Source organism: Streptomyces sp. NPDC002577 (assembly GCF_053594815.1).
Genome location: NZ_JBSFWK010000010.1, coordinates 95,392 through 108,133 on the forward strand (window position 1 = coordinate 95,392; position 12,742 = coordinate 108,133).

The 12,742-nt window shown below is 69.9% G+C and carries 10 protein-coding genes; 7 read left to right on the plus strand and 3 right to left on the minus strand.

Translation table 11 applies throughout. The annotated features are described in order from the left end of the window. Positions 1-43 precede the first annotated feature (43 nt). Positions 44-430: a hypothetical protein gene (locus ACWD4J_RS16480; RefSeq protein ID WP_451396063.1), complete on the minus strand. Its 387-nt coding sequence runs from the start codon at positions 428-430 to the stop codon at positions 44-46. A gap of 372 nt (positions 431-802) precedes the next feature. Between ACWD4J_RS16480 and ACWD4J_RS16485 the strand changes: the two genes are divergently transcribed. Continuing rightward, positions 803-2,071 (plus strand): hypothetical protein, encoded by a 1,269-nt coding sequence (locus ACWD4J_RS16485; RefSeq protein WP_451396064.1) that lies wholly within the window; start codon positions 803-805, stop codon positions 2,069-2,071. A gap of 14 nt (positions 2,072-2,085) precedes the next feature. Here ACWD4J_RS16485 and ACWD4J_RS16490 read toward each other — a convergent pair whose 3' ends face one another. Then, the gene (locus ACWD4J_RS16490) at positions 2,086-2,373 is read right to left on the minus strand and encodes a hypothetical protein (protein ID WP_451396065.1); all 288 of its coding nucleotides are present in this window, start codon (positions 2,371-2,373) and stop codon (positions 2,086-2,088) included. A gap of 146 nt (positions 2,374-2,519) precedes the next feature. Here ACWD4J_RS16490 and ACWD4J_RS16495 point away from each other — a divergent pair, with 146 nt between their 5' ends. Then, positions 2,520-2,993 carry a hypothetical protein gene (locus tag ACWD4J_RS16495; protein WP_451396066.1) on the plus strand — a complete coding sequence of 158 codons (474 nt, stop codon included), beginning with the start codon at positions 2,520-2,522 and terminating at the stop codon, positions 2,991-2,993. A 16-nt stretch (positions 2,994-3,009) separates the two neighbouring features. On the opposite strand, the gene ACWD4J_RS16500 is transcribed toward ACWD4J_RS16495, so the two are convergent. Continuing rightward, positions 3,010-3,936 carry a DUF4231 domain-containing protein gene (locus ACWD4J_RS16500; protein WP_451396067.1) on the minus strand — a complete coding sequence of 309 codons (927 nt, stop codon included), beginning with the start codon at positions 3,934-3,936 and terminating at the stop codon, positions 3,010-3,012. Between the two features lie 135 nt (positions 3,937-4,071). Between ACWD4J_RS16500 and ACWD4J_RS16505 the strand changes: the two genes are divergently transcribed. The 5 genes from ACWD4J_RS16505 to fxsT all read left to right on the plus strand — a co-directional run bounded on the left by ACWD4J_RS16505 (position 4,072) and on the right by fxsT (position 12,693). Next, on the plus strand, positions 4,072-4,239 hold the full coding sequence (locus ACWD4J_RS16505; RefSeq protein WP_451396068.1) for a hypothetical protein: 168 nt from the start codon (positions 4,072-4,074) through the stop codon (positions 4,237-4,239). A gap of 140 nt (positions 4,240-4,379) precedes the next feature. Beyond that, positions 4,380-6,581 (plus strand): FxsB family cyclophane-forming radical SAM/SPASM peptide maturase, encoded by a 2,202-nt coding sequence (locus tag ACWD4J_RS16510; protein WP_451396069.1) that lies wholly within the window; start codon positions 4,380-4,382, stop codon positions 6,579-6,581. Next, positions 6,574-7,368 carry an aminoglycoside N(3)-acetyltransferase gene (locus ACWD4J_RS16515; RefSeq protein WP_451396070.1) on the plus strand — a complete coding sequence of 265 codons (795 nt, stop codon included), beginning with the start codon at positions 6,574-6,576 and terminating at the stop codon, positions 7,366-7,368. The genes ACWD4J_RS16510 and ACWD4J_RS16515 overlap by 8 nt, the downstream gene beginning before the upstream one ends. A gap of 94 nt (positions 7,369-7,462) precedes the next feature. Continuing rightward, positions 7,463-8,761 carry a TIR-like protein FxsC gene (locus ACWD4J_RS16520; RefSeq protein ID WP_451396071.1) on the plus strand — a complete coding sequence of 433 codons (1,299 nt, stop codon included), beginning with the start codon at positions 7,463-7,465 and terminating at the stop codon, positions 8,759-8,761. Then, entirely contained in the window at positions 8,758-12,693 is a 3,936-nt protein-coding gene (fxsT, locus tag ACWD4J_RS16525) for an FxSxx-COOH system tetratricopeptide repeat protein (protein ID WP_451396072.1), read from the plus strand. The genes ACWD4J_RS16520 and fxsT overlap by 4 nt, the downstream gene beginning before the upstream one ends. Positions 12,694-12,742: the final 49 nt, after the last annotated feature.

The following is a 12,742-nucleotide window of genomic DNA, read 5'->3' on the forward strand; positions in this document are numbered from 1 at the left end:
CCAGGCGTGTTCGGCGGGCGGCGGAACCCGCTGCGGGCGCAGCTCAGGGTGTTGCGTCCGCGACATGCTTCATGCGGCTCGCGATGAGGCCGCCGGCCGCGCCCAGCGAGACCAGGCCCATGGCAGCGGACGCGATGATCCCCTTCACGCCGTCCATGGTGACGTACATGGCCGCGGCCGTGGCGCCGTTGAACAGGAACAGGAACCACAGCGTCGACGGCTTCGACAAGAACGCCTTGATCTTCGGTTTCTTCGCGATGCGCGAGCCGGCGAAGAGCGCTATGGCGCTGCCGGCGTAGGTGGCCACGTCCTTCTGTGTGCCGTCAAGGACGGCACCGGCGGCCCCGCCGGCGGCGAGGCCGCCGACAAAGAACGCCCAGAGCAGCAGGTTGGCGATGAACGACTTCACTGTGGCGAGCGGCGATGCCATGTGGGTTTCCTTCCAGAGGGGGACACGTCGGTCTCTCGCCGACGTGCACCAGGTTCTCCGGCCGGCTCCGCTCCCGTCGTCGTGCGCCTGCATACAGCGGGGATACGGGGATCGCAGTACGGTGCGGTGCTCAGGCCGTACGTCCGCAGGCACAGCACCCCCGTTCCGCAGGTCCCGGCCCGCCCGCGCGGGCGGGCCGGTCGTTCCCCGTTGCAGGGCACCCGCGACGGCGTGACACTGGTGATGAGTGGGACTGCTGGTGGCGCGCCGGGCCGGTATCCGGTGAAGGGGCGCGCCGACCGAGCATCCACAGGCTCATGGGCGCATTGCTCTCCGTCATCTGTTGTCGCAACTCGCGGATGGAGCGGCTCCATGCACTCCCTCAAACGAACAGTGGGAGCCTCTGCCCTGGCGATGCTCGGATTCCTGGTCACGGCGGCCGCTCCGCCGGGTGCCGCGGTCCCGGCACGTAACGGGCAGGCGGCCCTGCCGGAGGTCTCCTGCGGATGGCCCGCCGTCGTGCGGCCAGGCAGGCTGAACATCGCCTTCCCCGAGACGAACGCCACCTACTGGATCATGCCCTACCGCCTCGGGCAGGGAGAAAGCCTGGTGGCGCAGGGAACCTACCCGTCGGCCCGGTTCATGTCGCTGACGTCGTACAACATCAAGGCCTCTCCCATCGACTCGCTCGCCGACCACCAGATATCCCCGAGCTCCGGCAGCAAGAACCCGTTCGCCGTGGCCGATGCCGGTACCGACGCCGCCCAGCACCGGTTCAGCGTCACCCTCAAGCCCGGCGCGGCGGCCGGCTCCGGCACCAACACGCTGGCTGCCAGCACCGGCAATGCCGCTTCCGGCGCCGGTTTCCTCGTACTGAGGATCTACGTGCCGGACAACGCGTCCGACCCGACGGGCGGTGTCCCCCTGCCCGCGCTGTCGAAGCAGCACAAGGACGGCAGCACCAGCACCATCGACACCTGCGCCGACGCCGGTTCGGCCCAGGGCCCGGCCGGCCCGCTGGCCGGTTACCTGAGGCAGCTGGTCAAGGACAACGCACCTCCCGGAGGCTTCGAAGGCTGCGGCAAGTCGAGCCCGAACGCCCCCGCATTCGCAGTCCCCAACAAGGCCACGGGGTACTTCCCCAACCCGTACAACAAATACCTGTGCACCCCGATCGGCTACGAGCCCGGCCGTATCGCCGTCATCCGGGGCAAGGCGCCCACGTTCCCCAACACCAGCGCGGGCCAGTCGGTGCTCACCGAGACGCAACTGCGGTACTGGTCGCTCTGCCAGAACGAGTGGCAGGTGCCCTACCCGGTGAATTCCTGCGCCGCCGACTACCAGACGGCCCTGGACAAGGACGGGCGCTACACCTTCGTGGTCTCCACGCCGGAGGACCGTCCCGCCAACGCGACCACGGACAACAAGGTGACCTGGATCTCCTGGGGCCCCACCGATGTCAACGGGATCCTGCTCTTCCGGAACATGCTCCCGGCCGCGGACTTCCCGGGCGCCGTCCAGAGCGTTCCCGTCGGCGGGAACCCGGCTGCGACCATGGGCTCCTACTTCCCGACCATCACCTACTGCTCCAAGGACCAGTTCGCCAAGGGCGGCCCGGACGCCTGCCCGACGCCCGGATGAACGGCACCTCCCCGTCAGACGAGCTCGACGGGGTAGATGTCGGTACGGGCGACCGCCGCGTCGCGCTCGCCGGCCAGGCTGGTGCGACGCTCGTCGGCCATGAAGCCGTCATATCCGGCCTGCGAGGCGAACCCGATCAACTGGATCTCGGTCGGGGCACCGTCCGAGCCGTCGGTACGCGCACGCTGCAGCACCCGGCCACCGTGCTCGCCGAGCAGAGCCAGGACCTTGTCCTCGTACGCGATCAATGCCTCGGCGGCACCCGGCCGGGCCCACAACAGAACACACAGCTGAACCGTCATGGGGCCCGACCCTATAGAGCCGTTGAAAGCCGGTGCCAGGTACTTCGCGCTGCGCTCGGCAGGTCTGGAACCGGCGGAACCGTGGGGGCGTCCTGGTATGAAGCGGGGCGAGGCGCCCGGCCGTGCGGACCGAGGGAGGAGACGCCATGGCGCGGATCGGCATCACCGGGCACCGGAACATTCCCGAGGTCGCACTGCCCGAGATCGTGTACCGCCTCGCGATCGAGCTGAAGGCACCGGCGGACGAGGCGATCAGCTGCCTCGCCGACGGTGCCGACCAGATCTTCGCCGAGCTCGCCCTGGCAGCGCACATCCCGCTCACCGCCGTGATTCCCGCCGACGACTACGAGGACCACCTGGGCAGCGCCGAAGCCGTCGACCGCTTCCACAGGCTCCTCGGCGCCTGCACGCGTACGGTGCCCATGCCGTACCGCACCTGCAGCCCTGAGGCGTACGAGGCGGCCGGGCTCTGGATCGTCGAGAACGTCGACCATCTCATCGCGGTGTGGGACGGGTGCCCCTCGCGTGGCCGCGGCGGCACCGGCCAGATCGTCGAGTACGCGCGCGCCGCGAACATCCCGGTCACAGTGGTCTGGCCGCCGGGTCTCGACCGCCCCTGACGAGCGCCGCGCGGCGCTACGTTCCGCCGAAGCGGGCCAGCCAGTCCGTGTGCTGGGGTGACACCAGCCGCTCCACCTCCGCGACCGCCTGTGCCCACCTCATTTCGCCGTGCTCCCCCTCGCTCACCGGCAGTTCGTCCATGGCGATCCTGACCAGCCCGAGCTCCTGCCAGACCAGCCGGTGCGCATACGTGAGCGGCTGCTGCCGCCGCATCTCGTTCCACGCGACCGCGGCCGCCGCGCCCGCGGAGCACAGTCCGGTCAGGTCGTCACCGAGCACACCCGCCGCCCTGATGAGCGTGGCGACGAAAGCCAGGAAGGTCAGCACGGCGATGACACCGTGCCACACCGCGGCGGACCGCTGGGACCGTTCGGACTTACCGCCGTACCAGGCGAGTTGCTCCTGCACCCGGTCCCGCAGATAGATGTCGCGCCGGGTCACGAACGACTTGCTCCGCACCGCCCGCATCACATCCGTGATCTGCCCCTCCCCGGCCGGCTGCGGCCCGCAGCGCTCGGCGTCCCAGCCCGCCCTGCGCAGTTCGCGCATCCCGTCCTCGAGACGAGTGGCGAACAACGCCTCCGGATTGGGGGCCCCGACCCTGAACTCTCCGCCGCCGGCCATGTAGAGCCAGCACAGGCTCTTGACCATCTCGGCCGCCGCGCGATGTGCGTGGTAATGGACGCGAGCCCGCCTCCGGCCGGTGTACAGGCCGAACGCCAGCGCCAGCGCGTACACAGCGGCCGCCACCCATGCCCCGGACCCCCAGTCGGCCCACCGCGCCACCGAGGAGATGAAAGTCGCCAGGAGCAGGAGGGACAGCTGCGACCGGACAGCCTTCACGGCCTCGCCCTGGCGGCTCAAGGCGAGCCGGTCGTTGGCCAGGAACAGCGGCGCGAGGTCCCGCACGCCAACGGTCGTGCTCGGCGCTATGTGGGTCAAGAAAAGACCCTCCCCTTCCCTGTCGGTCTCCTTCCGGGTGACCTGCGGCCCCGTTGCGGCTGCGCGACCCCCCGTGTGGCCCTAGGATGCAAATCAAGACTCTTTTCGGCATAAGACAACAGGAGCAGCGAAACCATGAAGTCATCTGTGGTCGCGAACACCGTGAGCGCCGCGACCAAGCGGCCGGTGGCACTCACCGCGATCGACCCTCGCACTGCCGCCGCCCGCCGGATCACCGGTCGGCTGCTCCAGGTTTCCGGGTCGGTGCACGTCAAGTCCGCCACCTTCAACTCGGCTCTCTGAGCCGCCTGTTGAGACAAGATCGGCAGATCGGCGACTGCTCCGGGCCCGCACGTCCGGAGCGGCACGTCTAGTGTTCGATCGAAGAGATTCTCGATCTTTCCCGCGTAGCTTCGCCTTGAAACCTGCCATAAGGTGAGCAGGTGACAATTGCGCTTCGGCAACTGGTGCTCAAGGTCCATAGCAGATGCGACCTTTCATGTGATCACTGCTATGTCTATGAGCACGGTGACTCCACCTGGACTTCTCTGCCGAAGGTTATTTCCGAGGAGACCGCGGATCAAGTAGCGCGGCGTTTCGCCGAGTACGCGAAAGATCAGAAACTCGAGGAAGTCCTGGTCATCCTCCATGGTGGTGAACCACTCCTCGCCGGACCCAAGCGCCTGCGCGCCATCTGTGAGCGCCTGACCGCGCATCTCTCGCCGGTCGCATCCCTCGATCTGCGCATCCACACCAACGGCGTCCAGTTGAACCGCACGCACCTGCGGCTCTTCGACGAGTTCGGCGTCAGGGTCGGAATCTCCCTCGACGGCGACCGCGCCGCGAACGACCGGCATCGCCTGGACCGCCGCGGCCGCAGTAGCTACGACCGGGTGCTGCGTGCCGTGGACCTGCTCCGCGAGGACGAGTTCCGCCATCTGTACCTGGGTCTGCTGTGCACGATCGACATCGCCAACGACCCGCGGGCCGTGCACGACGCGCTGACCGCCCTAGATCCTCCGCGGATCGACTACCTGCTTCCGCACGCGACCTGGGACCACCCTCCCGATCGTTCCGGGGACGCCGCGCATGCCGAAACCCCCTACGCCGACTGGCTGCTGGCCGTCTTCGACCGCTGGGACGAACAGGGGCAGGCCGTCCCCGTCCGCTTCTTCGAATCCGTCCTGTCGACCTTGCGGGGCGGCCCGAGCCTCACCGAGTCGCTCGGGCTCGCGCCGTCCGATCTGGCCGTAGTGGAGACGGACGGCAGCTTCGAGCAGGCCGATTCACTGAAGACCGCGTACGACGGCGCCGCCACCACCGGATACGACGTCTTCCGGCACGGCTTCGAGACGCTCGCCGCACATCCCGGTGTGCTGGCCCGGCAGTCGGGCATCGAAGGGCTTGCCACCGAGTGCCGTTCCTGCCCGGTGGTGGCCTCCTGCGGAGGCGGCCTGTACGCCCACCGCTACCGCACTGGCTCCGGCTTCGACAACCCGTCCGTCTACTGCGCGGACCTGAAGGCCTTCATCGAAGGCGTGGCCGAGCGCATCACCCGGTGGGAGCAGTCACCGGTGGTGCGGAGCGATATCGAACTCGCTTACGAGCAGGCGGTGCTGAACCGCACCCTGCTCGCCGGACTCGACCGCGAGCAGTCGGTGTGGGAGGCGTTCACGACGCTGGACGCCTCGCCGGCAGCCGCGGAACTGGACGCCCTGCTCCGCTACCCCTATGTCCGCACCGCTCTGCTCGCTGCCGCCGCCGGACGTGCCGACGACCCGGCGCGGCTCGGTGCGACCGCCGTGGCGGCGGCCCTGCGGTCCCAGACCGAGGTGCGAGTGTCCTGGGCGGGGCAAGGGTCCCGGTTACATCTGCCGTCGCTCGGCACCTTGTGCACCGACGACGCCGAGGGTGCAGGGGAGACCGGACAGGTCGGAGACGCCGGAGACGCTGGAGGCACCGGGGAAGCGGCCGCGGGCCGCATCGAAGTGGTCACCCACCAGGACGGTCGTACGCTCGACCTCTGGTACGTGACGTCCGGCGTGAAGACGACCGTCACCCTCGCCCCGGACGAGGGCGCCTGGCGTCCGCTGCCCGTGCTCGACGACGGCGTGCTCCTCGACGACGCCGATCCGTACCGCGACTGCTTCCCCGTCCCGGACGCGGGACGCCTCGACACGGAGCCGGAGCGGGAGAGATTCGCCGCGCTCTGGCGGGAGGCGCGGAGCATCCTTGACGCGCGCGTGCCCGGGCAGGCCGGCCGTATCAACGTGGTCACCCCGCTCCGGCCGGGCGCGGGAGTGCGCCTAGGACGCCATGGGGAAGGGGCGCTCGGCGTCGGAATCGACACGAACCCCGAGGAGCTGGCGCTCGGCATGCTCCTTGCCTGCCGTCAGGCCCGCCTGCGCGCCCTGCGTGAGTGCACGGACCTGTCGCTCGCCGGAAGCCCGGCCGGACAACTCCTGGACGAGGCCGACCGCTGGGCCGGTGAGGCCGCGTTCGCAGGGCCGTCCGCCGACGGCGATCGTGCCCGGGCCGCCGCCCGCGCGGCCCTCGACGCGATCGTGCCCGGCCATCTCACCGGCAGCGGTCACATGATCGCCGCACGTCTGCGTGCCGAGCTCGGCGAGCCGCGTCATGGGTGACGACACCATCACCGTAACCGTCCAGGAACTCGCGGAATTCATGGCCGAGTTGGGGGTAACTCCCGGCTCCACTCTGCTGGTCCACGCCTCCCTCGGCGGAACAGGACTGGCCCCCGCCGTCGTTCGCCGCGCCCTTCAGGAGGTCCTCGGATCCGCCGGGACTCTCGTCGTTCCCGCGTTCACGCCCGAGAACTCCGACACATCGGACGCGTACCACAAGCGCACCGCCCATATGTCGCCCGAGGAACGGGAGGCCGACCGGGCAGCGATGAAGCCGTACGATCCGCGGCGGACGCCCTGCCCGACCATGGGCGTGCTGGCCGAGCACGTGCGACGCACCCCCGGGGCGTACCGCAGCGCACATCCGCAGACGTCGTTCGCGGCCGTCGGGCGGCGGGCGGCCCGGCTCATGGACGGCCACGACCCGCACTGCCACCTGGGAGAGCGGTCGCCGCTCGCGAAGCTGTACTCGGAAAGCGCCCACGTGCTCCTGCTGCGGACGGGGTTCGGGGAGTGCAGCGCCTTCCATCTGGCCGAGTACCGGGCGTGGCCGGAACCCCCGCTGCGTACCTACCGCTGCGTCATGGGACGAACGCCCGGGAACTGGATCGCGTACCAGGACGTCGTCCTCGATGACAGCGATTTCGCGGCGATCGGCTCACGGATGCCCGAGCACCTCATCACCCGTCGTGTACTGCACGGCAGAACTGTGTCACTGCTCGCGCTCCGTGACGCTGTCGACCATGCGTGCAGGGATATGGCCGAACATCGCCCGCGAATGTCTTGATTTGGGCGGCGCGCGACCAGAGCGCATCGGGCACATTAGGAATCCGATCAGGGCAGGGGGGTGCATGGAGTCGGCGGGCCAGGATGCGCGACGCATGCAGCAACAGGGAATGCAGGGGCCGTACTTCTTTCTTAGCTACGCGCATACACCGGCCGACCCCGACGGTCCCGATCCCGATCACTGGGTCCATGTCCTGTTCAAGGACCTGTGCCGGGACATTCTGCAACTGACCACGCTGCCGGGCGCAGCGCACGCCGGGTTCATGGACCGGCAGCTGCGTGCCGGGGACGGCTGGCCGGACAAACTCAGCGAGAACCTCGCCAGCTGCAAGGTTTTCGTTCCGCTGTACGCGCCCCGGTACTTCAGCAGCATGGAGTGCGGGCGGGAGTGGTACGCGTTCAATGACCGGGTGCTGCGCGCCCGGCGGACCGGACTGGGCGATTTCTCGGCCATCGTGCCCGCCCTGTGGACCCCCGTGCCGCTCGACGACCTGCCCGAACCCGCCCGGCACATACACGTCGACCACACGGAATACGGCAGCGAGTACGCGCGTGACGGGTTCTACGGGCTGATCAAGGTCAAGCGCCTCCACGACGCCTACGAGGAAGCCGTCTTCCGGCTCGCGCGGCGCATCGTCGATGTCGCCCGCACGTCCTCGCCGCCGTCGTGCGAGCCCCTCGACTACGTGTCGACGCCGAGCGCCTTCAAGCCGCATGGCACCGGCGCCCGCTCGATCCACCTCACCGTCGCCGCACCCAGCCGCTACACACTGCCCGAGCACCGCACGGCCGACGCGTACGGGACCACGGCACAGGACTGGGGCCCGTACCACCACGAGACCACGCGCTCGCTCGCCAAGGTCGCCGGCGAGCAGATTCGTTCACTCGACTACCAGTTGAGCGTCTCCGACTTCGACGAGGACACCGTGGCCGATGCGCCGGGGGCCGCGCCGGCGGGCGCCGACAGGCCGCACATCCTCCTGCTCGACTTCTGGGCGCTCAGCGATCAGGAGCGGCGGCAGCGGCTCGCCGCCTACGACGCGGCCGCCCAGCCGTGGACCAGCATGGTCGTGCCGCGCAGTCGCGTCGACGCGCAGAGCTACAGCGAGGAGGGCGAACGACTGTTCGGGCGTGTCGCCGACACCCTGCCCGCGCTCACCGAGCGGGGCAGGCTCTCCGGATGCCGTACCGCCGTCGACGGAGTGCCCACCCTGGACGCCTTCACCCATGTGCTGCCGAAGGTCGTCGCCGAGACCACCAACCGTTTCTTCAGCCACGCCAAGGCCCACCCGCCGGCCGGGGAGCGCATTCCGCGCCCCCGTCTCACCGGACCACCGCTGTGGCAGCCGGCAGCCGAGACGCCACCACCACTTGCGCCTGGAGGATCCGCATGAACGCGGCCCGCGACGGACGGATCATCACCTTCTACTCGTACAAGGGCGGCACCGGGCGGACGATGGCGCTGGCCAACACCGCCTGGATCCTCGCCGCGAGCGGCAAGCGGGTCCTCACCGTGGACTGGGACCTGGAGGCGCCGGGCCTGCACCGCTTCTTCCACCCTTTTCTCGACCCGAACGTCCTCGGCGCGACGAGCGGCGTCATCGACATCATCACCGAGTACTGCTGGCAGGCCACCACCAAAGGGCCCCGTAACGGGCCCTGGCACGAGGAGTACGCACGCGTCGAACCGCACGTCGTCTCCCTCACACCCGAGAGGCTCGGCTGGCGGTTCCCACCGCACGCCACGCTCGACTTCCTCTCGGCAGGCCGGCAGAACCGCGAGTACTCCGCGAGCGTGTCGTCGTTCGAGTGGGACAACTTCTACGAGCGGCTCGGCGGCGGACTGTTCCTCGACGCGCTGCGCGCCGACATGAAGGCCCACTACGACTACGTCCTCATCGATTCGCGCACCGGCCTGTCCGACAACGCCGACATCTGCACCATCCACATGCCCGACCTGCTCGTCGACTGCTTCACCCTCTCCGACCAGGCCCTGGACGGGGCCGCCGCGATCGCCCGCAGCGTGGAGGCCGGCTACCGGGGCCGCCCCATCCGCGTTCTGCCGGTGCCGATGCGGATCGACGAGGGGGAGAAGGAGAAGGTCGATGCGGGACGCGCCCTCGCCCGGCTGAAGTTCGACGGGATGCCCAGGGGCCTGACGGGGGAGGAGCTCACCGCCTACTGGGGCGCCGTCGAGATCCCGTACCGGCCGTACTACGCCTACGAGGAGACCCTCGCCACCGTCGGCGACGAACCGGGCCTCGCCAACTCGCTCCTTTCGTCCTTCGAGCGGTTGACCGCCGTCCTCACCGACCACGAGGTGACGGCACTGCCACCGGTCGCCGAGCAGGTACGGCTGCGGTGCCGGGACGCCTTCCTGCGGCGCCGCCCGCACACTCCCACCACCGAGGTCACGCTGGTCTATGTCGCCGAGAACCGCATGTGGGCCGACTGGATCGAGTCCGTCCTCATCCGGGCCGGATGCCGGGTCACGCTGCGCGACCTCTCCCATGAGGCGGCCGCGGACGTACCGGCCGCTTCCGGGGTCGACGCCCGGACGCTGGTGCTGCTCTCGCCGTCCTTCCTCAAGTCCCGGCGGGCCGAGGCCACCTGGCACTCCCTGGCACAGAGCACCGGCCTCGGTAACCACGACCACCAGCTGTACCCGCTGCGCATCGAGGATGCCCGGCTCACCGCCGCGTACCTGGAGTACAACCCCGTCGACCTGAACCGCGTCGACGAGCAGCAGTGCCTGGCCGCACTGTTGCGCTGCGTCGACCTGACACCGCAGGCTCTGGACGGGACCGAACCCGGGCCCCGCTTCCCCGGCAAGGTGCCGGGCATCTGGAACGCGCCGTTGCGCAACACCACCTTCACCGGGCGCGACCCGGTCCTCGACCAGCTCCGCGACCAGCTCTCCGGCGGCGTTTCGGCCGTGCTGCCGCAGCCGCAGGCGCTGTACGGACTCGGAGGCGTCGGCAAGACGCAGGTCGCCATCGAGTACGTGCACCGGTTCCTCGCCGACTACGACCTCGTGTGGTGGATCTCGGCCGAGGAGACGGAGCAGGTCGTCGCCTCGCTCGCCGAACTCGCCGGCCGGCTCGGGGCTCCCGCGGACGACATGGCCCTCGCCTGCTCGGAGGCCATCCGTCTCCTCAGCCGGGGCACCCCCACCGACCGGTGGCTGCTCGTCTTCGACAACGCCGACGACCCCGCCCAGCTCACCCGTTACTTCCCTTCCGCGGGAAGCGGGCACATCCTCGTCACCTCACGCAACCAGGCCTGGGCCCAGCACGGCGCCTCTCTCGCCGTCGACGTGTTCCTGCGCGAGGAGAGCGTCGAGCACCTCACCCGGCGGGCACCCGCGCTGAGCCCCGCCGAGGCCGAGCAGGTCGCCGCAACCCTCGGCGACCTGCCGCTCGCCGTGGAGCAGGCCGCGGCGTGGCTCGCCGAGACCGCGACGCCGGTCGACGAGTACCTCGCCCAGCTCGCCGCCCAGACCGCCGACGTCCTCGCCCTGATGAACAAGGCGCCCGGGTACCCCGAGTCGGTCGCCGCCACCTGGAACGTCTCCATCGCCCGGCTCAAGGAGCGCTCACCCGCCTCCGTGCGCCTGCTGCAGTTATGCGCCTTCCTCGCCCCGGAACCCATCTCCAACCAGCTGCTCTACAGCCGCGAGATGATCGAGGCGCTCAAGCCGTACGACCCTGCGCTGCAGGAGAAGCTCGTCCTCGGGCGCGTCATCCGGGAGATCGGCAGGTTCGCCCTCGCCAAGATCGACCAGGTGGGCAACAGCATCCAGGTGCACCGCCTCGTCCAGGTCATCATCCGCTCCCAGCTCACCGAGGAGGAGCAGCGCGAGGCCCGGCACGTGGTGCACACCGTCCTGGCCGGTGCCAGGCCCGATGACGACGAACCGATCGACGACCCCGGAACCTGGCCGCGCTTCGACCTGATCTGGCCCCACCTCAGCGCGTCCGACGCCCGGCACTGCACCGAACCCGAGACGCGCAGGCTCCTCATCGACCGCGTCCGCTACCTGTGGAAGCGCGGCGACTTCCCCAGCGCCCACAAGCTCGCCGAGGATCTCCTCGAGGACTGGCGCGAGCCGCTCGGCGAGGGCGACGTGCAGTACCTCTACCTGCGCGGTCAGCTCGCCAACATCCAGCGCTCCCAGGGGCGTTACATCGAGGCACGCGACATCGACAGCGAGCTGCTCGCGCGCCAGAAGGCCGTCCTCGGCGACAGCCACCCGCACACCTACGTCACGACGTCCAGCCTCGCCAGCGACCTCGCCGCGCTCGGCGCCTACCAGTCGGCTGTCGAGCTGGCCCGCGAGGCGCACCAGGGCTTCAACCAGATCTTCCACGACTCCCACCCCCGCACCCTGTCCGCCGCCAACAACCTCGCCCTCGCCCTGCGGATGGTCGGCCGCTACGGCGAGGCGCGCGCCCTCGACCAGGACGTGCTGGACCGCCGCATGGAAGTCCTCGGCCCGGACCACCCCTACACCCTCGCCTCCGCCGCCGCCCTCGGTCGCGACCTGCGCGAAGTCGGCCGCTACGGCGATTCGGTGGCGCTGCTCTCCCGGACGTACGACTCGCACAAGCGGATACTCAGCAAGTCCTTCCCGGGCACCCTCGCCTGCGCCAAGTCGCTCGCGGTGTCGCTGCGCCGCGACGGGCAGTTCGAGGACGCGCGACGCCTGACCATGGCCACCCAGGCCGAGTACCACGCTCAGTACGCCGCTGCCACGCCCGACAGCCTGGCCTGCGATCTCAACCTGGCCGCCGACCTCTTCGCCGCCGACGAACGCGAGTCGGCGCGTCGCGTCGCCGAGGAGGCACTGGCCGAGTACATGAAGGTGCCGGGCGAGATGCACCCGTACACCCAGGCCGCCCTCAACAATCTCGGGGTGTTCCACTGGGGGTGCGGGGACCCGGAGAAGGCGGCTCAGGTGCTGCGGCGTGCGCATGAGCGGATGACCGAGGTGCTCGGGGCGCAGCATCCGCACACACTGTTCTGCGGCGTGAACCACGCCAACGCCCTCGCGGATCTCGGACAGCTGGAAGAGGCGCACGACCTCGAGGCGGCCGCGGTGGCCGCGCTGCGGACCGGGCTGGGCCCGCACCATCCGGAGACGCTCGGCGTGATCACCAACCATGCGCTCACGCTGGTCGCCCTGGGCCGCAAGGGCGAGGCGCACCGGATGCGCGACGACTCGCTCGCCGAACTGCGGGTGCTGCTCGGCGAGGACAACGGCATCGTGCGGGTCGCGTCGGACCAGCGCCGGATCTACCGGGATCTGGAGCCGCTGGCCGTGTGAGGCCCGGGGCGCCCGACATCGGGCTCGCGGCCGGGCGTCGCCCCACACG

What these genes read in the sequence shown, in the direction of transcription:
- ACWD4J_RS16480 (WP_451396063.1), bottom strand. Translation starts at nt 430, where the DNA reads ATGGCATCGCCGCTCGCCACAGTGAAGTCGTTCATCGCCAACCTGCTG.
- ACWD4J_RS16485 (WP_451396064.1), top strand. Translation starts at nt 803, where the DNA reads ATGCACTCCCTCAAACGAACAGTGGGAGCCTCTGCCCTGGCGATGCTC.
- ACWD4J_RS16490 (WP_451396065.1), bottom strand. Translation starts at nt 2,373, where the DNA reads ATGACGGTTCAGCTGTGTGTTCTGTTGTGGGCCCGGCCGGGTGCCGCC.
- ACWD4J_RS16495 (WP_451396066.1), top strand. Translation starts at nt 2,520, where the DNA reads ATGGCGCGGATCGGCATCACCGGGCACCGGAACATTCCCGAGGTCGCA.
- ACWD4J_RS16505 (WP_451396068.1), top strand. Translation starts at nt 4,072, where the DNA reads ATGAAGTCATCTGTGGTCGCGAACACCGTGAGCGCCGCGACCAAGCGG.
- ACWD4J_RS16515 (WP_451396070.1), top strand. Translation starts at nt 6,574, where the DNA reads ATGGGTGACGACACCATCACCGTAACCGTCCAGGAACTCGCGGAATTC.
- ACWD4J_RS16520 (WP_451396071.1), top strand. Translation starts at nt 7,463, where the DNA reads ATGCAGCAACAGGGAATGCAGGGGCCGTACTTCTTTCTTAGCTACGCG.
- fxsT (WP_451396072.1), top strand. Translation starts at nt 8,758, where the DNA reads ATGAACGCGGCCCGCGACGGACGGATCATCACCTTCTACTCGTACAAG.